Source organism: Kluyvera georgiana, from assembly GCF_050990895.1.
Taxonomy (GTDB): domain Bacteria; phylum Pseudomonadota; class Gammaproteobacteria; order Enterobacterales; family Enterobacteriaceae; genus Kluyvera; species Kluyvera georgiana.
Map to the genome: position 1 here is coordinate 1,353,617 of NZ_CP158865.1, position 24,274 is coordinate 1,377,890.

The 24,274-nt window shown below is 56.4% G+C and carries 23 protein-coding genes and 1 pseudogene; 15 read left to right on the plus strand and 9 right to left on the minus strand.

Annotation, left to right across the window (positions count from 1 at the left end; all coding sequences use genetic code 11):
• Nucleotides 1-699 (plus strand): esterase, encoded by a 699-nt coding sequence (gene ypfH / locus ABTW00_RS06445; RefSeq protein ID WP_433639643.1) that lies wholly within the window; start codon nt 1-3, stop codon nt 697-699.
• A 108-nt stretch (nt 700-807) separates the two neighbouring features.
• Here the strand turns inward: ypfH and ABTW00_RS06450 are convergent, their stop codons facing one another.
• The 3 genes from ABTW00_RS06450 to ABTW00_RS06460 are packed head-to-tail and all read right to left on the minus strand — an operon-like array spanning nt 808 to nt 2,577.
• Nucleotides 808-1,008, minus strand: a complete 201-nt coding sequence (locus ABTW00_RS06450; protein WP_433639645.1) for a YpfN family protein — start codon at nt 1,006-1,008, stop codon at nt 808-810.
• 25 nt (nt 1,009-1,033) lie between these two features.
• Nucleotides 1,034-2,161 carry a succinyl-diaminopimelate desuccinylase gene (dapE, locus tag ABTW00_RS06455; RefSeq protein WP_064543643.1) on the minus strand — a complete coding sequence of 376 codons (1,128 nt, stop codon included), beginning with the start codon at nt 2,159-2,161 and terminating at the stop codon, nt 1,034-1,036.
• A 56-nt stretch (nt 2,162-2,217) separates the two neighbouring features.
• Nucleotides 2,218-2,577: an ArsC family reductase gene (locus ABTW00_RS06460; protein WP_271447288.1), complete on the minus strand. Its 360-nt coding sequence runs from the start codon at nt 2,575-2,577 to the stop codon at nt 2,218-2,220.
• A 358-nt stretch (nt 2,578-2,935) separates the two neighbouring features.
• Between ABTW00_RS06460 and ypfM the strand changes: the two genes are divergently transcribed.
• Complete coding sequence (gene ypfM, locus ABTW00_RS06465; protein ID WP_001386977.1) at nt 2,936-2,995, plus strand: protein YpfM; 60 nt, start codon at nt 2,936-2,938, stop codon at nt 2,993-2,995.
• Nucleotides 2,996-3,120: 125 nt separating this feature from the next.
• Here ypfM and acrD read toward each other — a convergent pair whose 3' ends face one another.
• Entirely contained in the window at nt 3,121-6,234 is a 3,114-nt protein-coding gene (gene acrD, locus ABTW00_RS06470) for a multidrug efflux RND transporter permease AcrD (RefSeq protein WP_433639648.1), read from the minus strand.
• Nucleotides 6,235-6,562: 328 nt separating this feature from the next.
• Here acrD and aegA point away from each other — a divergent pair, with 328 nt between their 5' ends.
• The 4 genes from aegA to maeB all read left to right on the plus strand — a co-directional run bounded on the left by aegA (nt 6,563) and on the right by maeB (nt 13,028).
• Complete coding sequence (aegA, locus tag ABTW00_RS06475; protein WP_433639650.1) at nt 6,563-8,545, plus strand: formate-dependent uric acid utilization protein AegA; 1,983 nt, start codon at nt 6,563-6,565, stop codon at nt 8,543-8,545.
• 58 nt (nt 8,546-8,603) lie between these two features.
• Nucleotides 8,604-9,179 carry a GDP-mannose pyrophosphatase NudK gene (nudK, locus tag ABTW00_RS06480; RefSeq protein WP_064543651.1) on the plus strand — a complete coding sequence of 192 codons (576 nt, stop codon included), beginning with the start codon at nt 8,604-8,606 and terminating at the stop codon, nt 9,177-9,179.
• 105 nt (nt 9,180-9,284) lie between these two features.
• Nucleotides 9,285-10,334: a DUF1176 domain-containing protein gene (locus ABTW00_RS06485; protein WP_065355881.1), complete on the plus strand. Its 1,050-nt coding sequence runs from the start codon at nt 9,285-9,287 to the stop codon at nt 10,332-10,334.
• 414 nt (nt 10,335-10,748) lie between these two features.
• The gene (gene maeB, locus ABTW00_RS06490; protein WP_271447292.1) at nt 10,749-13,028 is read left to right on the plus strand and encodes an NADP-dependent oxaloacetate-decarboxylating malate dehydrogenase; all 2,280 of its coding nucleotides are present in this window, start codon (nt 10,749-10,751) and stop codon (nt 13,026-13,028) included.
• A gap of 78 nt (nt 13,029-13,106) precedes the next feature.
• Here the strand turns inward: maeB and hemF are convergent, their stop codons facing one another.
• Both hemF and amiA read right to left on the minus strand, forming a co-directional pair.
• Entirely contained in the window at nt 13,107-14,009 is a 903-nt protein-coding gene (hemF, locus tag ABTW00_RS06495; protein ID WP_433639654.1) for an oxygen-dependent coproporphyrinogen oxidase, read from the minus strand.
• Complete coding sequence (amiA, locus tag ABTW00_RS06500; RefSeq protein WP_064543656.1) at nt 14,009-14,878, minus strand: N-acetylmuramoyl-L-alanine amidase AmiA; 870 nt, start codon at nt 14,876-14,878, stop codon at nt 14,009-14,011. The genes hemF and amiA overlap by 1 nt, the downstream gene beginning before the upstream one ends.
• Before the next feature lie 213 nt (nt 14,879-15,091).
• On the opposite strand from amiA, the gene ABTW00_RS06505 reads away from it, so the two are divergent.
• The 4 genes from ABTW00_RS06505 (at nt 15,092) to ABTW00_RS06520 (ending at nt 17,588) form a co-directional block, all read left to right on the plus strand.
• Complete coding sequence (locus tag ABTW00_RS06505; protein ID WP_035891508.1) at nt 15,092-15,517, plus strand: GNAT family acetyltransferase; 426 nt, start codon at nt 15,092-15,094, stop codon at nt 15,515-15,517.
• The gene (locus tag ABTW00_RS06510) at nt 15,504-15,953 is read left to right on the plus strand and encodes a DUF2919 domain-containing protein (protein WP_433639657.1); all 450 of its coding nucleotides are present in this window, start codon (nt 15,504-15,506) and stop codon (nt 15,951-15,953) included. Before ABTW00_RS06505 ends, ABTW00_RS06510 begins: the two co-directional genes overlap by 14 nt.
• A 61-nt stretch (nt 15,954-16,014) precedes the next feature.
• Nucleotides 16,015-16,590, plus strand: coding sequence for an RpoE-regulated lipoprotein (locus ABTW00_RS06515; protein ID WP_433639659.1), 576 nt, complete (start codon nt 16,015-16,017; stop codon nt 16,588-16,590).
• A gap of 98 nt (nt 16,591-16,688) precedes the next feature.
• Nucleotides 16,689-17,588, plus strand: a complete 900-nt coding sequence (locus ABTW00_RS06520; RefSeq protein ID WP_271447294.1) for a Dyp-type peroxidase — start codon at nt 16,689-16,691, stop codon at nt 17,586-17,588.
• A 135-nt stretch (nt 17,589-17,723) separates the two neighbouring features.
• Here ABTW00_RS06520 and ABTW00_RS06525 read toward each other — a convergent pair.
• Nucleotides 17,724-18,139 (minus strand): annotated as a pseudogene (locus ABTW00_RS06525) (endonuclease domain-containing protein).
• A gap of 119 nt (nt 18,140-18,258) precedes the next feature.
• Between ABTW00_RS06525 and ABTW00_RS06530 the strand changes: the two are divergent.
• From ABTW00_RS06530 to cysM, 5 genes are all read left to right on the plus strand, one after another.
• Nucleotides 18,259-19,275: a sulfate ABC transporter substrate-binding protein gene (locus ABTW00_RS06530; protein WP_433639663.1), complete on the plus strand. Its 1,017-nt coding sequence runs from the start codon at nt 18,259-18,261 to the stop codon at nt 19,273-19,275.
• Nucleotides 19,275-20,108: a sulfate/thiosulfate ABC transporter permease CysT gene (gene cysT / locus ABTW00_RS06535; protein WP_433639665.1), complete on the plus strand. Its 834-nt coding sequence runs from the start codon at nt 19,275-19,277 to the stop codon at nt 20,106-20,108. The genes ABTW00_RS06530 and cysT overlap by 1 nt, the downstream gene beginning before the upstream one ends.
• Nucleotides 20,108-20,983 carry a sulfate/thiosulfate ABC transporter permease CysW gene (gene cysW, locus ABTW00_RS06540; RefSeq protein WP_065355866.1) on the plus strand — a complete coding sequence of 292 codons (876 nt, stop codon included), beginning with the start codon at nt 20,108-20,110 and terminating at the stop codon, nt 20,981-20,983. Before cysT ends, cysW begins: the two co-directional genes overlap by 1 nt.
• Entirely contained in the window at nt 20,973-22,067 is a 1,095-nt protein-coding gene (gene cysA, locus ABTW00_RS06545; protein ID WP_433639668.1) for a sulfate/thiosulfate ABC transporter ATP-binding protein CysA, read from the plus strand. The genes cysW and cysA overlap by 11 nt, the downstream gene beginning before the upstream one ends.
• 119 nt (nt 22,068-22,186) lie before the next feature.
• Complete coding sequence (gene cysM, locus ABTW00_RS06550) at nt 22,187-23,098, plus strand: cysteine synthase CysM (RefSeq protein ID WP_064543684.1); 912 nt, start codon at nt 22,187-22,189, stop codon at nt 23,096-23,098.
• On the opposite strand, the gene ABTW00_RS06555 is transcribed toward cysM, so the two are convergent.
• The gene (locus ABTW00_RS06555) at nt 23,095-23,496 is read right to left on the minus strand and encodes a YybH family protein (RefSeq protein ID WP_064543686.1); all 402 of its coding nucleotides are present in this window, start codon (nt 23,494-23,496) and stop codon (nt 23,095-23,097) included. The genes cysM and ABTW00_RS06555 overlap by 4 nt on opposite strands.
• Before the next feature lie 9 nt (nt 23,497-23,505).
• Nucleotides 23,506-24,261, minus strand: a complete 756-nt coding sequence (locus tag ABTW00_RS06560) for a type 1 glutamine amidotransferase (RefSeq protein ID WP_433639670.1) — start codon at nt 24,259-24,261, stop codon at nt 23,506-23,508.
• Nucleotides 24,262-24,274 lie beyond the last annotated feature (13 nt).

The following is a 24,274-nucleotide window of genomic DNA, read 5'->3' on the forward strand; positions in this document are numbered from 1 at the left end:
ATGACGCACGATCATTTTGTTGTTCAAAGCCCCGCGAAGCCCGCTCAACAGCTGCTGCTGTTGTTTCATGGCGTGGGCGATAATCCGGTCTCAATGGGGCAGATCGGCAGCTGGTTTGCGCCGCTGTTCCCGGATGCCTTGATTGTTAGCATTGGCGGCGCTGAACCGTGCGGCCCGGCACCGGGTCGTCAGTGGTTTTCGGTGCAAAGCGTGACCGAAGAGAACCGCCAGGCACGTGTCGATGCCATTATGCCGACCTTTATTGAAACGGTACGCTACTGGCAAAAACAGAGTGGCGTGGGACCGCAGGCCACCGCGTTGATCGGTTTTTCGCAGGGGGCGATTATGTCGCTGGAAAGCATCAAAGCCGAACCGGGTCTGGCTTCGCGCGTGATCGCTTTTAACGGCCGTTACGCCACGCTGCCGCAGCAGGCGACGACCAGCACCACGATCCACCTGATCCACGGTGGAGAGGACCGGGTTATCGATTTGGCCTGGGCGGTGAAAGGTCAGGAAGCGCTCCTGGCTGCGGGTGGCGATGTGACGCTGGATATTGTCGACGATCTGGGGCACGCGATTGACGATCGCAGCATGCAGTTCGCGCTCGATCATCTGCGCTATACCGTGCCGAAGCACTATTTCGATGAAGCATTGAGCGGCGGAACGCCGAAAGATGACGATATTATTGAGATGGTTTAAAGATTAACGGTTCGCTGGGAATCTGTAGGCCGGATAAGGCAAAGCCGCCATCCGGCAATTCGTGGCGGCTATGCCTGATGGCGCTGCGCTTATCAGGCCTACATGTGCTTATTTCTTCGGCTGGCCTTTCTTCGGCCAGTCGTCGTCATCGTCCCACTTATCGTTGCAGTCACGATGCGGCGGAAGCTCGGGTTTATCGGCAAGGAATTTTTTATGATCGACGCGACTAAGATCTTTAATCACGTTGATGATCACCCCCACCAGGAAAACCAGCACCAGAATCCACCAGTATTTTGTCAGCCAATCCATGCGCATTACCTCTTTTGTTATGCCGTCAGGCGACAAGTTGTTCCATGATACGCTGATACATGCGCGCCAGCATCTGCAGGTCTGCGGCATTTACGCATTCGTTTATCTTGTGAATGGTCGCGTTCACCGGACCCAGCTCAACAACCTGCGCGCCCATCTGGGCGATAAAGCGACCATCTGACGTCCCGCCGGTGGTCAGTAACTGCGGTTCTATTTCATTATAGTGCGCAATCGCGTTAACCACCGCGTCGACCAGCTTGCCGCGTGCGGTCAGGAACGGCTGCCCGGAGATCCACCAGTCTACCGAGTAGCGCAGTTGGTATTTTTCCAGCAGGGCGATCACGCGCTCTTTGATCATCGCGTCGGTCAATTCGGTGCTAAAGCGGAAGTTGAACTGCACGAACAGATCGCCCGGGATGACGTTGTTGCTGCCGGTACCCGCCTGGATGTTGGCAATTTGCATGCTGGTTGGCGGGAAGAATTCGTTGCCCTGGTCCCACTCGATAGACACCAGTTCGTTCATCCACGGCGCGGCGCGGTGAACCGGATTATCGGCAAGATGTGGGTAAGCCACATGGCCCTGCACGCCGTGAATCGTCAGGTTGCAGGTCATGGAACCACGACGGCCATTTTTCACCACGTCACCGACCACTTCGGTGCTCGACGGTTCGCCCACCAGGCAGTAGTCCAGGCGTTCGTTGCGCGCCATCAGCGCTTCCACCACCTTCACGGTACCGTGGGTGGCGCTGGCCTCTTCATCGGAGGTGATCAGGAACGCCAGGCGCCCTTTATGGTTCGGGTGCTGGGCGACAAAACGTTCTGCAGCAACAACCATCGCCGCCAGCGAGCCTTTCATGTCCGCCGCGCCGCGGCCAAACAGCATGCCATCACGAATGGTTGGTTCAAATGGCGGGTTAATCCAGCGATCGGCATCACCAGCCGGCACCACATCAGTGTGGCCTGCAAATGCCAGGGTTTCCCCTTTACCGCGCCAGGCCCAGAAATTCTGGGTATCACCAAAATCCATTGGCTCAACGGTAAAACCGATAGCGCGCAGACGTTCAATCATTAATGCCTGACAGCCCGCGTCATCGGGGCTGAGAGACGGGCGGCGAATAAGCTGCTGAGCCAGCTCAATGACTGGGCAAGACATAAACTAAACCTCGTTATTTTTCGTTATCTGCAAAAAGTCAAAACAGGGCGGCGGCATTAGCGCATCTGGGCGAGCCACTGGCCGTAACTGGCATCACTAAAACCCAGCAGCATAGGCTGTGCTGGCGCACAGAGCAATGGGCGTTTAATGATCGCCGGCATTTCCAGCATCAGCGCAGCGGCAGCGTCGGCATTGTTGATGCTCATACGCACGCTTTCATCCAGCTTACGCCAGGTGGTGCCACGGGTATTCAATAGGGCTTCCCAACCCAGCTCGGCAATAAAGGATGCCAGTAACTCGGGGGGCAGGCCGTCAACGCGATAATCATGAAAGCGATATTCAACCTGATGCTCGTCGAGCCAACGGCGGGCTTTTTTAATTGTGTCGCAATTTTTTATTCCATAGAGGATGGTCATGTTCCACCTTTATATCAGCAGGTTTTTTAGGGCCTCGAATATACACGGAATTACCGTGGCTGCCTGTTTTAATTTTATCCTGATAAACAGGCTGAAATTCGTACAGTTTATCATGCTGTCTACGACGAAAGTCGCAGTTTGTTCACTTTGTTGTAGGGTAAATTCTTATCATATGATTCACATTCCGATAACTATTTCAGAATGTTGCTGTTCGTCACATTAAATGTCAACATTCCAGCCCATAGTGGCCTCAAGCAGTAAACAATCGTTGGCAGCGGCAATCAAAGTAATCGGATTAACCGTATTCACAGGTCATACATTTGTACGTAATATACGCATAATAATAAGAGAGGTAGTTATGATCGAACGTGAACTGGGGAACTGGAAAGATTTTATCGAAGTGATGCTTCGTAAATAATTTCCAGATAGGTGAGTGATTAAGCGCTGTGTTCTTTCAATTACCATGATGGTGTTGTTTGCAGTACAGAGTCAATGCTCAACATAAAGATAAAAAGGCGACAGTGACTGTCGCCTTTTCTGTTTTTATTCAGGCTTCTCTTTTAACGGGAATCGACGACGTACCAGCACAAAGAACAGCGGGATGAAGAAGATAGCCAGCACCGTCGCCGAGATCATCCCGCCCACCACGCCGGTACCCACCGCATGCTGGCCGCCGGAACCCGCACCGGTGGTTAATGCCATAGGCAGAACCCCAAAGATAAACGCCAGAGAGGTCATCAGGATGGGACGCAGGCGCTGGCGACAGGCTTCGAGGGTCGCCGACATCAGGTCTTCACCTTTCTCATTCATTTCATTAGCAAATTCAACGATCAGAATGGCGTTCTTCGCCGATAGCCCGATAACCGTCAGCAGCCCCACCTGGAAGTAAACGTCGTTTTCCAGCCCGCGCATCCAGGTGGCCAGCAGCGCGCCAATTACCCCCAGCGGTACCACCAGCATCACCGAGAATGGCACCGACCAGCTTTCATACAGCGCCGCCAGGCACAGGAACACCACCAGCAGAGAAATGGCGTATAGCGCTGGAGCCTGGGCGCCGGAGAGCCGTTCCTGGTAGGACATTGCTGTCCATTCCAGACCAAAACCGGTCGGCAGCTGTTTGACCAGATTCTGCATCACGTCCATTGCGGTACCGGTGCTGACGCCCGGCGCGGCTTCACCGATAATTTCGACGGCCGAATAGCCGTTATAGCGCTCCAGGCGCGGCGAGCCGGTTTCCCAGCGCGAGGTGGCGAAGGCCGAGAACGGCACCATCTGACCCGCGTTGTTACGCACGTACCACAGATTAATGTCGTCCGGCAGCATGCGATACTTCGCGGCGGCCTGTACGTACACTTTCTTCACGCGGCCACGGTCCATAAAGTCGTTCACATAGCTTGAGCCCCACGCGGTTTGCAGCGTGTCGTTAATATCGTCGATTGAGACCCCTAACGCCTGCGCTTTACGCTGGTCGATATCGATTTGCAGCTGCGGGCTGTCATCAAGGCCGTTGTGGCGCACGCGGGTCAGCTGCGGATCCTGGCCTGCCAGCTCCAGCAGCTTATCGCGCGCGGCCATCAGCGCATCGTGCCCGGCACCGCCGTGATCCTGAAGCTCCATATCGAAGCCGGCAGAGCTGCCCAGACCGCTGATAGCCGGCGGGCTGCTGGCGTAAACCCGCGCTTCTTTGATTTTGTTCAGCGCCTTGGTGGCGCGCTCGATAATGGCAAACGAGGTGCCAGTGGTGCTATCGCGCTCGTCCCAGTCTTTCAGGCGGACAAACATGCGCGCGACGTTCTGCCCATTACCACCCGGGCCGGAACCGATGGTGGCAAAAATGGAGGTGATATTGTCCTTCTCGTTTTTGAAGAAATAGTCTTCAACCTGCTCCACCACTTTCAGCGTTTGCTGCTGAGTGGAGCCACTCGGCAGCTGGACCGAAGTCGTGAACATGCCGCGATCTTCCAGCGGCAGGAACGAGGAGGGCAGGCGCAGGAACAGAAATACCATGCCGCCCAGCAGTACCACATAAATCAGCATCCAGCGTACGCTGCGATGGAGGATTTTCGCCACGCCGGACTCATAGCGGCGCGCGCTGGCATCGAAGTGACGGTTGAACCAGCCAAAGAAGCCTTTGGTGCCGTGCACTTCGCCTTTATGAATGGGTTTGAGAATGGTGGCGCACAGCGCGGGCGTCAGAATCATCGCCACCAGTACCGACAGCACCATCGCCGAAACAATGGTAATCGAGAACTGACGATAGATAGCCCCGGTGGTGCCGCCAAAGAAAGCCATCGGGATAAACACCGCCGACAGCACCATCGCGATACCGACCAGCGCCCCCTGAATCTGGCCCATCGATTTGCGCGTTGCCTGCCTTGGCGTCAGCCCCTCGGTGCTCATAATACGCTCGACGTTCTCGACGACCACGATGGCGTCATCCACCAGAAGCCCGATGGCGAGCACCATGGCGAACATCGTCAGGGTGTTAATACTGTATCCGCAGGCGTAGAGAATGGCGAAGGTGCCCATCAGCACCACCGGTACGGCTATGGTGGGAATCAGCGTGGCGCGGAAGTTTTGCAGGAACAGGTACATCACCAGGAACACCAGCAGGATGGCTTCCAGCAGCGTTTTCACCACGTCTTTGATCGACGCTTTGACGAAGGAGGTGGTTTCGTAGGCGACTTTATACTCCAGGCCATGCGGGAAATAGGCTTTTAGCTCGTCCAGGCGCTGAATAACGCGCTCGGCGGTTGCCATTTCGTTGGCCCCTGAGGCGAGTTTGATGCCAAGGCCGGACGCCGGGTTGCGATTATAGCGGCTGAGATAGTCATATTTTTCCGCGCCCATTTCGACGGTGGCAACGTCACCGAGCGTGACTTCTGAGCCGTCCTGGTTAACGCGCAGGGTGATATCGCGGAACTGCTGTGGCGTTTGCAGGAGCGATTGCGCATTAATGGTAGCGTTCAGCGCCTGCTTATCAACGGAAGGCGTTCCGCCAAGCTGCCCGACGGCAATCTGCGCGTTCTGCGATTTAATGGCGCTGGTGACGTCGGAAGCGGTCAACTGATAGCTGTTGAGCTTGGCCGGATCCAGCCAGATGCGCATGGAATACTGCGAACCGTAGGCGTCAATGTCGCCGACGCCGTCAACGCGGCTGAGCGGGTCCTGAATGTTACTGGCGACATAGTCGGAAATATCTTGCTTATCCATACTGCCGTCGGTGGAGACGAAGGCGATGGTCAGAATGTTGGTATCGCCTGTTTTACGTACCGTGACGCCTTGCGTCTGCACCGCCTGTGGCAGTTTGTTCATTGCCGTTTGCAGCTGGTTTTGTACCTGCTGTACCGCTTCGTCCGGGTCGGTACCGGCGACGAAGCTCAGCGTGACTGTCGCCTGGCCGGTGGCGCTGCTTTGAGAGGACATATACATCAGGTTATCGATGCCGGTCATGTTCTGTTCGATAACCTGGGTGACGGTGTTTTCCAGCGTTTGCGCAGACGCGCCTGGATAGTTGGCGGTCACGCGGACGTTCGGCGGCGCAAGGTCCGGGTACTGCTCTACCGGTAATGAAAATATCGCCAGGGCCCCGGTAAGGCACAAAAGGATTGCTAGCACCCAGGCAAAAATGGGGCGATCGATGAAGAAATTCGCCATCAGGATCCGAACCTCGTGTTGGTCATTTTTTTTACGTACTGAATTGCGTCAAACACTGTAGCCGTAAGGCTCCCGGCAATCGTGGAGAAAATAAGAAGATAATGTAAATAATCATACCGCTTTGGCGAAACGGTTTGCATATCCTTACGCATGCCTATTTCTGCCCCGTGAAACGTAATTTCATTTAAGCTGAAATTTTTTGATCTGCCACAGCTTACTGACAAATAGTCGCCGATTCTGGGCAAATGGACATTGCCTGTACGGGGATTCCTCGGCTAATAAATAGGACTTATAAATATAAGGTTTTTTAACCATAGGCTGAGCGAGTATGAACCGTTTTATTAGGGTAGATAGCCAACAATGCATTGGATGCAGGGCGTGTGAAGTTGCCTGTGTGATGTCGCATAACGGAGAGCAACATGTGCTCGACGCGTCGCAGTTTATGCCGCGCATCACGGTCGTAAAAATGAACCATCAACGTGGGGCGGCTACCTGTCACCACTGTGAAGATGCGCCTTGCGCGCGCAGCTGCCCGAACGGCGCGATTCGGCAGGTTGATGATGCTATCCAGGTCGATCAGGCGAAGTGTATTGGCTGTAAATCCTGTGCGGTTGCCTGCCCGTTTGGCACCCTGCAAATTGTTCTCTCGCCGACTCAGGACGGGCGAGTAAAAGCCACGGCCCATAAATGTGATCTCTGCCATGAGCGCCCGGCAGGTCCGGCCTGTGTGGAAAACTGCCCGGCGGACGCTCTGCAGCTGATGACCAGCCAGCAACTGAGCGATATTGCGCGCACCCGACGCCTGCAAACGGCCTGTCGCGAAGCGCAGCCGTGGCACAGCGAGAGTCGTGCGGCGGCAGCGAAGGTTCAGCGTAGCAAGGTGCAGCAGATGGCGCAGACTCCCGCTCGGAATGAAGCGGATAAACTCAATCTGGCTGCCCGTAAAACCGGCTTCGGCGAAATTTATCTGCCGCTACGTCACGAGCAGGCGCAGCAGGCTTCCGCACGCTGCCTGAGCTGCGGCGAGCATAGCGTTTGTGAGTGGACCTGCCCGCTGCATAACCATATTCCACAGTGGATCGAACGGGTCAGCGCAGGGGATATTGACGCGGCGGTAGAGCTGTCGCATCAGACCAACCCGCTGCCGGAAATCACGGGACGCGTCTGCCCGCAGGATCGCCTGTGTGAAGGGGCCTGCACCCTGCGTGATGAGCACGGTGCGGTAACCATCGGCAATATTGAACGCTATATCTCCGACCGCGCGCTAGCCAAAGGCTGGCGTCCGAATATCGGCAATGTCGCCAGCAGCGGTAAGCGGGTGGCGATTATCGGCGCCGGGCCCGCCGGGCTGGCATGCGCCGACATTCTGGTTCGTCAGGGCGTGGAGCCGGTCGTGTTTGACCGTCATCCGGAAATTGGCGGGCTGCTGACCTTCGGCATTCCGGCGTTCAAGCTGGATAAATCGCTGATGGCCCGCCGTCGTGAAATCTTTAGCGACATGGGCATTCGCTTTGAGCTGAACTGTGAAATTGGCAAAGACATCACTCTGGACACGTTGCTGGAAGAGTACGATGCCGTGTTTGTCGGGGTGGGCACCTACCGTTCCATGAAGGCGAACCTGCCGAATGAAGAGGCGCCGGGGGTGTATGACGCGCTGCCGTTCCTGATCGCGAACACGAAAAACGTAATGGGCCTCGAGGCGTTGCCTGAGGAGCCGTATATCAATACTAAAGGGCTGAACGTGGTGGTGCTTGGCGGTGGCGATACGGCGATGGACTGTGTGCGTACCGCACTGCGCCACGGTGCGGCAAAGGTCACCTGCGCCTATCGTCGCGATGAAGCCAACATGCCTGGGTCGAAAAAAGAGGTCAAAAACGCGAAGGAAGAGGGGGCGGAGTTTGAGTTCAACGTTCAGCCCGTCACCCTGGAGCTGGATGCTGAAGGCCGCGTGTGCGGCGTTCGTTTCCTGCGTACCCAACTCGGTGAGCCAGATGGTCAGGGCCGCCGCCGTCCGACGCCGATTCCCGGCAGCGAATTTGTGATGCCCGCCGATGCGGTCATTATGGCCTTTGGTTTCCATCCGCACGGGATGCCATGGCTGAGCGCACAGGGCGTGGAGGTTGACGACTGGGGGCGCATTCGCGCCAACGTGCATTCGCGCTACCGCTATCAGACCTCGAATCCCAAAATTTTTGCCGGTGGCGATGCGGTGCGTGGTGCCGATCTGGTGGTCACCGCGATGGCTGAAGGACGCCATGCAGCACAGGGGATCCTCGACTGGTTAGGCGTCAAAATCACCTGCGTGCATTGACGGTACCTGGGCTTCACGGCGTAATATGGCGCGAAAGCGTTATCGCCGTGGAGCCTGTATGTCACTTAATATCAACGTTATTAAAGATAAAATCCTGTCCGAAAATTACTTCGTCCTGCGCAATATTACCTACGATTTAACCCAGAAAAATGGCGAAGTGGTGCAACACAAACGCGAAGTTTACGACCGTGGCAACGGCGCGACGGTGCTGCTCTACAACCGCCAGAAGCAGAGCGTGGTGCTGGTGCGCCAGTTCCGTGTCGCCACCTGGGTCAACGGTAATGCCAACGGCATGCTCATTGAAACCTGCGCCGGGTTGCTCGACGACGACGAGCCGGAAGCGTGCATTCGCAAAGAGGCTATCGAAGAGACCGGCTATCAGGTCAACAATGTGCGTAAAGTGTTTCAGCTGTATATGTCGCCGGGCGGCGTGACTGAAATCGTTCACTTCTTTATCGCCGAATACGACGATCGTCTGCGCGATAACGCGGGGGGCGGCGTGGATGACGAGGATATTGATGTGCTTGAGCTGCCGTTTACCCGCGCAATTGAGATGATTCGCACTGGTGAAATTTGTGATGGTAAGACGGTGATTTTGCTCCAGTATCTGCAAGGTTCAGGTCTGATGGCGTAATTTTCTGGCCAGCTCAATCCGATAAATCCGATTGAGCGCTGCCGCTTCGTCCTCCAGGATAGCCCCGGTAAGTTGATGCTTTTTTCTTCTGGGGTTGTACCGTCCATGCGTTACCGCATTCTCCTTTTTTTCTTCTGCATCGGGTGGCTCCCGACGTCGTTGACGTGGGCGGCGCCGACGCAGCAGCTCTTTTCCGACTGGTTAGTGACCTGTAATAACCAGAATTTCTGCGTGACCCGTAACGTCGGCCTGCACTACGGTCTGGTCATGACCCTCAGCCGCAGCGCCGGGGCGCATACCGATGCCCAACTGCGTATTGAATTGGGCGGGCTGGTTAACCCGGTGGCGGCGGTTCCGGCCATCGAGCCTCGGCTGCTGCTTGATGGCAAACCGCTAAAGCTCGGCGGCGAACACTGGAAAATACAGCCGAAATTACTGTCGACCGGCGATAGCGTCACGATAGACGCCTTCCTGCAACAAATTCAGGATGCCCAGGCGATTACGCTGGCGAAGGGCGTGCAGGTGATGTCCTTACAGGGGCTGAAGGCCGCGCTGCTGTTTATCGATGCTCAACAAAAGCGCGTGGGCAATGAAACCGCGTGGATCCGTAAAGGCGATGAGCCGCCGCTGAGCGTGCCGCCCGCTCCGCCGCTGAAATCTGTCGCAAAAGTCAGCCCTGCGCCGACGCCGCTCGGTCGCGATGAATACAACGACCTGCTCGATTTCGCCACCTGGCGGATGAACAACGTGCAGTGCTCGCTGGATCCACTGCGACGTGAAGTGTGGGTGACCGCGCTAACCGACGATAAGGCGCTGATCATGACCAGCTGTGAATCCGGGGCCTATAACACTATCTACCGCGCATGGCTGGCGTCGCGCAAAAAGCCGTTTGCCACCACGCCGATTCGCCTGCGTTTGCCGTTCCTGCCTTCCGGCAGGGAGGGGCGTGATATTGAACTGGTGAATTTGACGTTTAACGAACATACGCGTGAGCTGATTACGCTTGAGAAAGGACGCGCCCTCGGTGACTGCGGCACACAGACGCGCTGGCGCTTCGATGGACAGCGCTTTCGCCTGGCGCGTTACGCCACTCAACCGCAGTGTGACAACTGGCAGGGGGCGGACGCCTGGGCAACGCAGTGGGTTTCCGGTTAACGTTTTCACTTTCCCATCTCCATTCCAGGGGCAGTCGCCCCTCAACCTCCTTTCAATGTTGATGAAAATGTATCAACACCATGATTGATATAACGATTTTAGATGATGGCTTAACGAGAACTATTTCCTCAGGATGGTAGGCTTGTCGCTGCCTCGCGCAGATAGCGGAACGCCATAGCCGTTTGGTTATGGCTGGCATAACAAAAAAGCATATCTGGAAATCATGATCTTACTATCGATAGTTGATAACATAAGCGACATAAATAAATAACAAAGTAAGGCGTGTTCGCAAGAGTATGGCGGCCTTCAAAGTTTACCGGGCGGTCACAGGCGATACTAGGCGCTTCCTTCGGGAGTGCATCAGGACGTAATTGCGCTTCACCCTTTTAGTTTGATACGTGAAAGGAACCCTAAATGGACGACCAATTAAGACAAAGTGCCCTCGATTTCCATGAATTCCCCGTTCCAGGTAAAATTCAGGTAGCGCCTACCAAGCCGCTCGCCACCCAACGCGATCTTGCGCTGGCCTACTCGCCGGGCGTTGCCGCGCCGTGTCTGGAGATCGAAAAAGATCCGCTGGCGGCCTACAAATATACCGCGCGCGGTAACCTGGTGGCGGTGGTGTCCAACGGCACAGCCGTGCTGGGCCTGGGCAATATCGGCGCATTGGCCGGTAAACCGGTGATGGAAGGTAAGGGCGTTTTGTTCAAGAAATTCGCCGGTATCGACGTTTTCGATATCGAAGTGGATGAAACCAACCCGGACAAATTTATTGACGTCGTGGCGGCGCTGGAGCCGACCTTTGGCGGCATCAACCTCGAAGACATCAAAGCGCCGGAATGTTTCTACATTGAACAGCAGCTGCGCGAGCGTATGAACATTCCTGTGTTCCACGACGATCAGCATGGCACCGCGATTATCAGCACCGCGGCCATCCTCAATGGCCTGCGCGTGGTGGAGAAAAACATCTCTGACGTTCGCATGGTGGTCTCCGGCGCGGGCGCGGCAGCGATTGCCTGTATGAACCTGCTGGTGGCGCTGGGGATGCAGAAACACAATATTGTGGTCTGCGACTCGAAGGGCGTGATCTATGAAGGCCGCGAGCCGAACATGGCGGAAACCAAAGCCGCCTACGCGGTGAAGGATGACGGTAAACGTTCTCTGGACGACGTTATCGCCGACGCCGATATCTTCCTTGGCTGCTCCGGCCCGAAAGTGCTGACCCAGGAGATGGTCAAGAAAATGGCCCGCGCGCCGATGATCCTCGCGCTGGCGAACCCTGAGCCGGAAATTCTGCCGCCGCTGGCAAAAGAAGTACGCCCGGATGCGATTATCTGCACCGGTCGTTCCGATTACCCGAACCAGGTGAACAACGTGCTGTGCTTCCCGTTCATCTTCCGCGGCGCGCTGGACGTTGGCGCGACGGCGATTAACGAAGAGATGAAGCTGGCGGCAGTCCACGCGATCGCTGAACTGGCCCACGCCGAGCAGAGCGAAGTGGTGGCTTCCGCCTACGGTGACCAGGATCTGAGCTTTGGCCCGGACTACATTATTCCAAAACCGTTCGATCCGCGTCTGATCGTTAAGATCGCCCCGGCCGTGGCGAAAGCGGCAATGGACTCCGGCGTGGCAAAACGCCCGATTGCCGATTTTGACGCCTATATCGAAAAACTGAGCGAGTTTGTCTATAAGACCAACCTGTTCATGAAACCGATTTTCTCGCAGGCACGTAAAGAGCCGAAGCGCATCGTGCTGGCTGAAGGTGAAGACAACCGCGTGCTGCACGCGACTCAGGAGCTGATCACCCTGGGGCTGGCGAAGCCGATTCTGATTGGCCGCCCGAGCGTTATCGAGATGCGCCTGCAGAAGTTGGGCTTGCAGATTAAGCCGGGCGTCGACTTCGAAATCGTTAACAACGAATCAGACCCGCGCTTTAAAGAGTACTGGCAGGAATACTACAGCCTGATGAAGCGTCGCGGTATCACGCAGGAGCAGGCGCAGCGCGAGATGCGCAGCAATACCACCGCGATTGGTTCAATCATGGTGCAGCGCGGCGAAGCGGACGGTATGATTTGCGGTACGATCGGTGATTACCATGAGCATTTCAGCGTGATCAACCCGTTATTCGGCTACCGTGACGGCGTGCATACCGCGGGCGCGATGAACGCGCTGCTGCTGCCGAGCGGTAACACCTTTATTGCCGATACCTACGTCAACAACGATCCGACGCCGGAGCAGATTGCTGAAATCACCCTGATGGCGGCGGAAAGCGTGCGTCGTTTCGGCATCGAGCCGCGCGTGGCGCTGCTGTCGCACTCTAACTTTGGCTCTTCCGACTGCCCGTCGGCCAGCAAAATGCGCGATGCGCTGGAGCTGGTGAAGGCGCGCGCGCCGGAGCTGATGATTGATGGTGAAATGCACGGCGACGCCGCATTGGTTGAAAGCATCCGTAACGACCGCATGCCGGATAGCCCGCTGAAAGGTTCAGCGAATATTCTGGTGATGCCGAATATGGAAGCCGCGCGTATCAGCTATAACCTGCTGCGCGTTTCCAGTTCCGAAGGGGTGACCGTTGGGCCGGTGCTGATGGGGGTATCGAAACCGGTACATATCCTGACGCCGATCGCCTCCGTTCGCCGCATCGTCAACATGGTGGCGCTGGCGGTGGTTGAAGCCCAGACCCAGCCGCTGTAACAATGTTACCCGGGCGAGGCGTTTACGCCGACCCCGGGATGGCTCCGAGCTGCCCCGGCGGCGCTTCGCTTGGCCGGGCTACAGGAGCCAGTCTTTCACTTTGATAAATTCGCTCAGCGCCGCTTCCGGGCTGTTTTCATCCGGCTGGTAGTTATACTCCCAGCGTACCAGCGGCGGCATTGACATCAGAATCGACTCTGTGCGCCCGCCGGTTTGCAGGCCAAACAGCGTGCCCCTGTCCCACACCAGATTAAACTCCACGTAGCGCCCCCGACGGTAGAGCTGGAAATCGCGCTCGCGTTCGCCGTAGGCGATATCTTTACGGCGCTCGACGATCGGCAGATAGGCGTCGGTAAAGCCTTTCCCCACCGCCTGCATAAAGGCGAAGCAGTGCGCAAAGTCTGGGGTATTCAGGTCGTCAAAGAACAGGCCGCCAATGCCGCGCTGCTCGTTACGGTGCTTAAGATAGAAGTAGTCGTCGCACCACTTTTTGTAGCGCGGGTAGACGTCGTCGCCAAACGGCTGACACAGGTTGCGTGCGACGGTGTGCCAGTGCACGGCATCTTCGTTAAAGCCGTAGTAGGGGGTTAAATCGAAACCGCCGCCGAACCACCATACCGGCTCTGCACCGGGCTTTTCAGCAATAAAAAAGCGCACGTTGGCGTGGCTGGTAGGTACATACGGATTACGCGGATGGATAACCAGAGAGACGCCCATTGCTTCGAAGCTGCGTCCTGCCAGCTCCGGGCGGTGCGCCGTGGCGGAAGCCGGCATGGCGTCGCCGTGTACGTGGGAGAAATTCACGCCCGCTTGCTCAAACAGCGCGCCGTCGCGCAGCACCCGGCTGCGCCCGCCGCCGCCGGCTTCACGTTGCCAGCTATCTTCGATAAATGGACGGCCATCGAGCTGCTCAAGCTGCCGACAAATATCGTCCTGTAGCCCGAGCAGAAAGGCTTTGACCTGATCTACGTTAATCTTCATCAGCGGCGCTTCGCGTGGGCTTTCTGGTTATCAAACCAGTGGAAATAGCTAATGATGCCAGACGCAATCGCATCGGCAATTTTCTGGCGGAACGCGGCCGTACCCAGCAGTTTTTCTTCCGCCGGGTTGGTAATAAACGAGGTTTCCACCAGCACCGACGGGATCGACGGCGACTTCAGCACCACGAACGCGGCTTGTTCAGTGCTGCGGCTGTGCAGCTTATGCACGGGCTTGATTTTCTTCAGCACGTGCGAGCCGAGCGTAAGGCTGTTTTTGATGGTATCGGTTTGCACCAGATCGAACAGCACCTGCTGGAGCAGATGGTCCTTATCCTTGGCCTTTTTACCCGCCAGTTCATCGGCGGCGTTTTCACGGTCTGACAGGTATTTTGCCATGGCGCTACTGGCCCCGCGGTTGGAGAGGGCAAACACCGATGCGCCCGCAGCGGACGGGTTAGTAAAACCATCGGCGTGGATCGACATAAACAGATCCGCGCCGTGCTTGTGGGCAATCTCAACCCGGTCGTACAGCGGAATAAAGGTGTCGCCTGAACGGGTCAATTTTGCGTCGATACCGTTTTTCTGCAAAATGGCGCGCACGTTTTTAGCAATCGCCAGTACGACGTGCTTTTCTTTGGAACCGTTGTGGCCAATTGCGCCAGTATCAATCCCGCCGTGGCCCGGGTCCAACATCACCAGTCGGCGATTCGATGACTTTTTCGCCGGTTTGCTGTGACCATTGCTGGTTTTTAATGTTGTGTCTTTCGCGGCTGCCTGAGACGCGATTCCCGACAGCGTGAGCGCAGCCAATCCGGCTTTTAGCACCTGACGGCGCGAAGTCAGTATTTTTAAAGGTTTAAACGTGCTCATTCCGGCCTGAGTTGTAAAAACAAGAATCTGTATGTTATATCGTATCGCGATTTTCGTTACGACTGTTCGCGATGAGAATTGTTTTACTTTTCATTTCAATACGTGTCTGTACCTTATTATGCCATTTTTTTCACTGTGCCGCGTCAGATATTGGCTAAATTGACCGTTCACGCCATAATCACTGTTTTTAAACCTGAAAAGGTGGGCAATACCATGGAGATACGCGTTTTTCGCCAGTCGGACTTTGAAGAAGTCATCACCCTGTGGGAGCGATGCGATCTGCTGCGACCATGGAACGATCCTGAGATGGACATTGAACGGAAGGTCAATCATGACGTCAGCCTGTTTCTGGTGGCGGAAGTGAATGGCGAAGTGGTTGGCACCATCATGGGCGGCTACGACGGCCATCGCGGATCGGCCTACTATCTCGGCGTGCACCCGGAGTATCGCGGGCGCGGCATTGCCAACGCGTTGCTCAACCGTCTTGAGAAAAAACTCATTGCCCGCGGCTGCCCGAAAATCCAGATTATGGTGCGCGAAGAAAACGACGTGGTGCTGGGCATGTACGAGCGCCTGGGCTATGAACATGCGGATGCCCAAAGCTTAGGAAAGCGTCTGATCGAAGATGAAGAGTACTGATTTTTCGCCCGCCGATTACGATCCGCAGGGCCGCCTGCGCCTGCCGTTTCTGTTCTGGTGCCTGCTACTATTGCAGGCGCGGACGTGGGTGCTGTTCCTGATGGCGGGCGCGTCGCGCGATCAGGGCGACGCCTTACTGAATTTGTTCTACCCCGACCACAGTCTCTTCTGGATTGGCCTGCTGCCCGGCGTACCGGCGGTGCTGGCGTTTTTGCTTAGCGGACGGCGGCATGTCTACCCGCGCGTGTGGCGTCTTCTTCACCCGGCACTGGTGGTGGCTCAGCTTATTCTGTTGCTGTGGCAACCGTGGCTATGGCTGAACGGCGAGGCGTTATCCGGCGTGGGGTTAAGCCTGCTTGTTCTTGATATTTATGCCCTGTGGTGGCTGCTGAGCAATCGCCGTTTACGCGCCTGTTTTCGCGATGTTGCAGATTGAACGGCACTTTTTGTGTTTACGGGACTCCAATAGGCCTGACTTGAATTTATAGGAAGTAGGAATGAAATCGCTGCGTATACTCTTGTGTGCTCTGCCGCTGGCGCTGACCGGCTGTTCAACGCTGTCTTCGGTTAACTGGTCGGCGGCCTATCCGTGGAACTGGTTTGGATCTTCAGCTGGCGTGACCGAGCAGGGCGTTGGCGGCATTACCGGCACCACGGCGCTGAGCGAGCAGGCGATTAGCGACGCCCTCGGCAGCGATTACCGCCTACGTATCGGCATGAAGGCACATGACGGCAACATCGTCCGCTATTTTGAAGCGCTGCGCGGCGATAAAGTGGCGATGGTCATCAACGGTGACAGCGGTACCGTCAGTCGTGTCGATGTGCTGGATGACGGCGTGACTGCTGCCGACGGGGCGAAGGTCGGCGCGGCGTTCAATACGCTCTACGACAAAGCGTATGGTCACTGCCAGGCGGCAAGCGAAGACGAGAGTAACGTCGTGGAATGTAAAGCGAAAGATAGCCAGCACATCAGCTATCAGTTCTCTGGCACCTGGCAGGGGCCGCAGGGGCTCATGCCGCCAGACGATACGCTGAAAAACTGGACGCTGTCGAAAATTATCTGGCGACGCTAAATTTGATGTTGAATTGACCCGCTACGGTGAAAAGCGAGTACAATATGTGAGGTTTTTCTATGCCACGACGTCGTGGCATTTTATTTTCAGGAGGAGCGATGTCTCAGGTTCAGAGCGGCATTTTGCCGGAACATTGCCGTGCGGCGATTTGGATTGAAGCCAATGTGAAAGGGGATGCTAACGCCCTGCGTGCCGGCAGCAAAATTTTTGCCGAAAAGCTGGCGGCGTTCCAGGATAAATTCCCGGAGGCGCATTTAGGCGCGGTTGTGGCGTTTGGCCACGACACCTGGCGCGAGCTGAGCGGCGGCGTGGGTGCGGAGGAACTGAAAGATTTTCCTCAGTATGGCAAGGGGCTGGCGCCTTCCACGCAGTTTGACGTGCTGATCCACATCCTCTCTCTGCGTCACGACGTGAACTTCTCCGTGGCCCAGGCCGCGCTGGCCGCTTTTGGCGACGCGCTGGACGTGCAGGAAGAAGTGCACGGCTTCCGTTGGGTTGAAGAACGCGACCTGAGCGGCTTTGTTGACGGCACCGAAAACCCGGCCGGTGAAGAGACTCGCCGTGAAGTGGCGGTGATTAAAGACGGCGTCGACGCGGGCGGCAGCTACGTGTTCGTGCAGCGCTGGGAGCACAACCTCAAGCAGCTTAACCGCATGAGCGTGCCGGATCAGGAAATGATGATTGGTCGTACCAAAGAAGCCAACGAAGAGATCGACGGCGACGATCGTCCGGAAACCTCGCACCTGACCCGCGTTGACCTGAAAGAAGACGGCAAAGGGCTGAAGATTGTGCGCCAGAGCCTGCCGTACGGTACGGCCAGCGGTACGCACGGCCTGTACTTCTGCGCTTACTGCGCGCGTTTGCACAATATTGAACAGCAGTTGCTGAGCATGTTTGGCGATACCGACGGTAAGCGTGACGCAATGCTGCGCTTTACTAAGCCGGTGACCGGTGGGTATTACTTTGCGCCTTCGCTGGATAAGCTGGTTGCGCTGTAAGCCTGAGCAGCCCCCTTACCCTAACCCTCTCCCCATGGGGGAGAGGGGACCGTTTGATGCGGTTTGATGTAACGAAACTGATGGTCAGGTTCGTTTTTCACCTTCTTCCTTTCAGGGAGAGGGCCGGGGTGAGGGTCATTGCGACACCAATGGCTCCAGAATCCGCGCCAGTACCGCCTCTTCATTGTCTATCAACTCGTTATTCCAGAATCTCAGCACTCTCCATCCTTGTCGCTCAAGCCACGCCGTTCTCCGTGCATCATAACCGCTTCTTTCATCATGCTGTCCCCCATCCAGCTCGACGGCAGGATGTGCCGCACAGCATGCAAATCAAGAATATACGGCCCAACCGGATGCTGGCGACGGAACTTAAACCGCGAAAAGCGGCGATCCCGCAATTGATACCATAACCGGCGTTCCTGAGGTGTCAGTCTTTGTCTGAGCTGGCGAGCAAAACCAAATATATTCTCCATATCAGGCACTTTGCCCGTATATTTACGCTTTGTCAGAATGCGGTTACGATTCTGGAATTGTGCTCCAGAAAGTCGCATTCGCCGCTTATTCCCTTTTCAACTTCCAAATCACTAAACGGTATATAAAACCGTTACTCCTTTAGTACCCGTTATAAATACACTGATGCTCAGAAAGTCCTCACACTATAGGGTGCGCAATGGCGATTAAGTTACTGAAAAAAGGATACCTGACCCTGGCGGCTTCTGTGCTGCTGGTGGCGCAGGCGCAGGCGACGGAACTGTTGAACAGCTCCTATGACGTTTCCCGCGAGCTGTTTGCCGCCCTGAATACGCCGTTTGAGCAGCAATGGGCGCAGGAGAACGGAGGGGACAAGCTGACTATCAAGCAGTCCCACGCGGGTTCTTCCAAACAGGCGCTGGCAATTTTGCAGGGCTTAAAAGCAGACGTTGTAACTTATAACCAGGTGACCGACGTGCAGATTCTGCATGATAAAGGCAACCTGATCCCGGCTGACTGGCAGGCGCGTTTGCCGAATAACAGCTCGCCGTTCTACTCCACCATGGCGTTCCTGGTGCGTAAGGGCAACCCGAAGAATATCCATAGCTGGAACGATCTGGTGCGCCCGGACGTGAAGCTGATTTTCCCGAATCCGAAAACCTCCGGTAACGCGCGATATACCTATCTGGCGGCGTGGGGCGCGGCGGATCAGGCTGACGGTGGCGATAAAGCGAAAACCGAGCAGTTTATGACCCAGTTCCTGAAAAACGTCGAGGTGTTCGATACCGGCGGTCGTGGTGCAACCACGACCTTCGTGGAGCGTGGTCTGGGTGACGTGCTGATCACTTTCGAATCCGAAGTGAACAACATCCGCAAACAGTATGAAGCACAGGGCTTTGAAGTGGTGGTGCCAAAGGTCAATATTCTTGCGGAGTTCCCGGTGGCATGGGTGGATAAAAACGTGAAGGCCAACGGTACCGAGAAGGCGGCGAAGGCTTACCTGAACTATCTGTACAGCCCGCAGGCGCAGACCATCATCACCGATTACTACTACCGCGTGAATAACCCGCAGGTGATGGATAAGCTGAAAGATAAATTCCCGCAAACAGAACTGTTCCGCGTGGAGGACAAGTTTGGGGCCTGGCCGGAAGTGATGAAGACGCATTTCGCCAGCGGTGGCGAGTTAGACAAGCTGTTAGCGGCGGGGCGTAAGTAATGTTTGCTGTTTCCTCCAGGCGTGTGCTGCCGGGCTTTACCTTAAGCCTCGGCACCAGTCTGCTGTTTGTCTGTTTGATTTTGTTGCTGCCGCTCAGCGCGCTGGTGATGCAGCTCGCTGAGATGAGCTGGTCGCAGTACTGGGAGGTGATCAGCAACCCGCAGGTGGTCGCCGCCTATAAGGTGACTCTGTTGTCGGCGTTTGCCGCGTCTATCTTTAACGGCGTATTTGGTCTGCTGATGGCGTGGATTTTAACCCGTTATCGCTTCCCTGGCCGCACGTTGCTGGATGCATTGATGGACCTGCCATTCGCGCTGCCGACGGCGGTCGCCGGCCTGACGCTGGCATCGCTGTTTTCGGTAAACGGTTTGTACGGCGAATGGCTGGCGAAGTTTGATATCAAGGTGACCTATACCTGGATCGGCATTGCGGTGGCAATGGCGTTTACCAGTATCCCGTTCGTGGTACGTACCGTGCAGCCCGTGCTGGAGGAATTAGGTCCGGAGTATGAAGAAGCGGCAGAAACCCTGGGCGCAACGCGTTGGCAGAGCTTCCGTAAAGTGGTGCTACCGGAGCTGTCTCCGGCTTTGTTGGCGGGCGTGGCGCTGTCCTTTACGCGTAGCCTCGGCGAGTTTGGCGCGGTGATTTTCATCGCCGGTAACATCGCCTGGAAGACGGAAGTGACCTCGCTGATGATCTTTATTCGTCTGCAGGAGTTTGATTATCCGGCGGCGAGTGCGATTGCTTCGGTGATCCTCGCAGCCTCTCTACTGCTGTTGTTCACAATCAATACCTTGCAAAGTCGCTTTGGTCGGCGTGTGGTAGGTCATTAATGGCGGAAGTGACTCAATTGAAGCGTTATGACGCGCCCCGCTTTAACTGGGGTAAATGGTTTCTGATTGGTACCGGGGTACTGGTTTCGGCCCTTATTCTGCTGGTGCCGATGATCTATATCTTCGTCCAGGCATTCAGCAAAGGGCTGATGCCAGTGCTGCAAAATCTGGCCGATCCGGACATGCTGCACGCCATCTGGCTGACGGTGATGATTGCGCTGATTACCGTGCCGGTAAACCTGGTATTTGGCGTATTGCTCGCCTGGCTGGTGACGCGCTTTGACTTCCCGGGGCGTCAACTACTGCTGACGCTGCTGGATATCCCGTTTGCCGTTTCGCCGGTCGTTGCGGGTCTGGTGTATCTGCTGTTTTACGGCTCCAACGGTCCGCTCGGCGGCTGGCTGGAAGCACACAACCTGCAAATTATGTTTGCCTGGCCGGGCATGGTGCTGGTGACGATTTTCGTCACCTGTCCGTTTGTGGTCCGCGAGCTGGTGCCGGTGATGCTCAGCCAGGGCAGCCAGGAAGATGAAGCGGCGATTCTGCTTGGGGCTTCTGGCTGGCAGATGTTCAGACGCGTGACGCTGCCTAATATTCGCTGGGCGCTGCTGTACGGCGTGGTGTTGACCAACGCCCGCGCCATCGGCGAGTTCGGCGCGGTATCCGTGGTGTCCGGCTCGATTCGCGGCGAGACCCTGTCGTTACCGTTACAGATTGAACTGCTTGAACAGGACTACAACGCCGTCGGTTCCTTTACCGCCGCCGCGTTGCTGACCCTGATGGCGATTCTGACGTTGTTCTTAAAGAGTGCGTTGCAGTGGCGTTTACATAATCAGGAAAAACGCGCGCAACAGGAGGGAAATCATGAGCATTGAGATTGCCAATATTAAGAAATCTTTTGGTCGCACCCAGGTGCTGAATGATATCTCTCTGGATATCCCTTCCGGCCAGATGGTCGCGCTGCTGGGGCCTTCCGGTTCCGGGAAAACTACGCTGCTGCGTATTATCGCCGGGCTGGAGCACCAGACCAGCGGGCACATCCGTTTCCACGGCACCGACGTCAGCCGCCTGCACGCGCGCGATCGTAAGGTAGGTTTCGTATTCCAGCACTACGCGCTGTTCCGCCATATGACGGTGTTTGACAACATTGCTTTCGGTTTGACGGTGCTGCCGCGTCGTGAACGACCCAATGCTGCCACCATTAAAGCGAAAGTGACCAAACTGCTGGAGATGGTGCAACTGGCCCACCTGGCCGATCGCTATCCGGCGCAGCTTTCCGGTGGGCAAAAGCAGCGTGTGGCGCTGGCTCGCGCGCTGGCGGTGGAGCCGCAAATTTTACTGCTCGACGAACCATTCGGCGCGCTGGATGCGCAGGTACGTAAAGAGCTGCGTCGCTGGCTGCGTCAGCTGCATGAAGAGCTGAAATTCACCAGCGTGTTCGTTACCCACGACCAGGAAGAGGCGATGGAAGTTGCGAACCGTGTGGTGGTCATGAGCCAGGGCAATATCGAACAGGCCGACGAGCCGGATCAGGTATGGCGCGAGCCTGCTACGCGCTTCGTGCTGGAGTTTATGGGCGAAGTGAACCGCCTGCAGGGTATCGTGCGCGGCGGGCAGTTCCACGTCGGCGCACACCGCTGGCCGTTAGGTTACACGCCGTCCTATCAGGGGCCCGTGGATCTGTTCCTGCGCCCGTGGGAAGTGGACGTCAGCCGTCGCACCAGCCTCGATTCGCCGCTGCCGGTTCAGGTGCTGGAAGCCAGTCCGAAAGGGCACTACACCCAATTAGTCGTGCAGCCGCTGGGGTGGTACAACGAGCCGCTGACCGTAGTGATGCGCGGTGACGATGCGCCGCTGCGCGGTGAGCGTCTGTTTGTCGGCTTACAGAACGCGCGTCTCTATCATGGCGACCAGCGTATTGAGCCCCATGAGGCGCTTGCTCTCGCGGAGTCTGCCTGATAGGTTAATTTGCAGGTTTATCGCCCGGTGGCGCTTCGCTTACCGGGCCTACAGCGTATATCGTGATTTTGTAGGCCGGGTAAGCGAAGCGCCACCCGGCTTTTTCTTGGGCAGAAAACGTGAACACATTAGAACAAACCATCGGCAATACGCCGCTGGTCAAATTGCAGCGTCTGGGGCCGGACAACGGCAGCGAAATCTGGATCAAACTGGAAGGTAACAACCCGGCAGGGTCGGTAAAAGACCGTGCGGCGCTGTCGATGATCGTCGAGGCGGAAAAGCGTGGTGAAATCAAACCGGGTGACGTCCTGATTGAAGCCACCAGCGGCAATACCGGTATTGCACTGGCGATGATTGCCGCGCTGAAAGGTTACCGCATGAAGCTGCTTATGCCGGATAACATGAGCCAGGAGCGCCGTGCGGCGATGCGTGCCTACGGTGCCGAATTGATTCTGGTGACCAAAGAACAGGGGATGGAAGGCGCCCGCGATTTAGCGCTGGAGATGGCCCAGCGCGGTGAGGGCAAGCTGTTGGATCAGTTCAACAACCCTGACAACCCGTACGCACACTACACTACCACTGGCCCGGAAATTTGGCAGCAAACGGCAGGGCGTATCACTCATTTTGTTTCCAGTATGGGCACCACCGGCACCATTACCGGCGTGTCGCGTTTTCTGCGCGAGCAGGAAAAAGCGGTTACTATCGTTGGTCTCCAGCCGGAAGAGGGCAGCAGCATTCCGGGCATTCGCCGCTGGCCTGCGGAATATATGCCAGGGATTTTCAACGCCAGCCTGGTGGATGAGGTGCTGGATATTCACCAGAACGACGCGGAAAACACCATGCGCGCGTTGGCGGTAAAAGAAGGCGTGTTCTGCGGCGTTAGTTCCGGCGGTGCGGTAGCCGGCGCCATTCGCGTGGCGGAACAGAATCCGGGCTCTGTGGTGGTAGCGATCATCTGCGATCGCGGCGATCGCTACCTGTCTACCGGCGTGTTTGGTGAAGAGCACTTCAGCCAGGGGGCGGGGATCTAAACCGCAGGTGTATCCAGCAGGTCGGTGCCGTAGGAGTTGTCTACCGTACACAGCCAACGCCCTTCCTGCTGGCGAAACACATAGGTCGCACGGCGCGTGACCTGCGACGTACCGCCTTCCGCCAGTGGAATATCCAGCCGGGTTTCCATAATCACCAGCGCGTTATCACCGCCTTCAATAATCTCCATTCGCCCCTGCGTCACCACCAACCGGTGCTGAAAGTAGTCGGCGATAGCAATAAACGCTTTGCGAATATTCTCTTTGCCGCTGACGACCATGCCCGGTTTAACTACCAGGGTGGCGTCGTCGGCGTAGTACTCCATCAGCGTGGCGTAGTCTTCCTGTGAGATGGCGCGGTCACAGGCTTCGATAACGGCTTTTAGCGATGATGCTGGCATGTATTCTCCTTATAGATATGAGCGTTCCAGGCGGAGCTGCGCCGTAGACGAACTGGAGGACGATTGGGTCAGCTTATCAAGGAATTCCCACAGTTTCTGGTTCATTTCATGATAATCATGGGTACGCATTTCATCCACTGAGCGAATGAATGGCTTGTCTTTGGCCTCCGCTAACTCCTGTTCAGAGTGCTGAATCAGCCCTTCAACCGCCTTGGCGGTAAATTCCATATGGCACTGGAAGCCGTACACCTTATCGCCATATTGTACGATCTGACGTGGGCAACCATCACTTTCGGCCAGAATGACCGCCCCAGCAGCTAAGCCTGGCATGTCGTTGTGCCAGTGGCCGACGGTGAGTGGTGAGCCAAAATGGCTGAACAGCGAGTGCTGTCGACCTGCCTCGGTAAGGGTAATCGGGTAGTGACCAATCTCTTTTTCCGGGCTCTGGCAAACGGGCGCGCCCAGCGCTTCGCCAATCAGCTGCGAACCCAGACAGATACCGACCACGGTGCGTCCAGCGTCTATCGCCTGACGAATCAAATGCTGCTCGGCCTGTGAGTTAAAGTAGGGGCACTCAGCAAGCGTCGTTCGTGGCGACTGCGGTCCGCCGAAAACCACCAACATATCAAAGCCGTCAGCGTTGTCGGGGACACTTTCATGCCGGTAGACGTGAGTCCAGCTTACGTCGTGGCCGCGAGACTCGGCCCAGGGAATGTAAGCACCTGCGGATTCAAACGATTCGTGAAGCACAAAATGGACGCGCATGGATGTTCTCCGG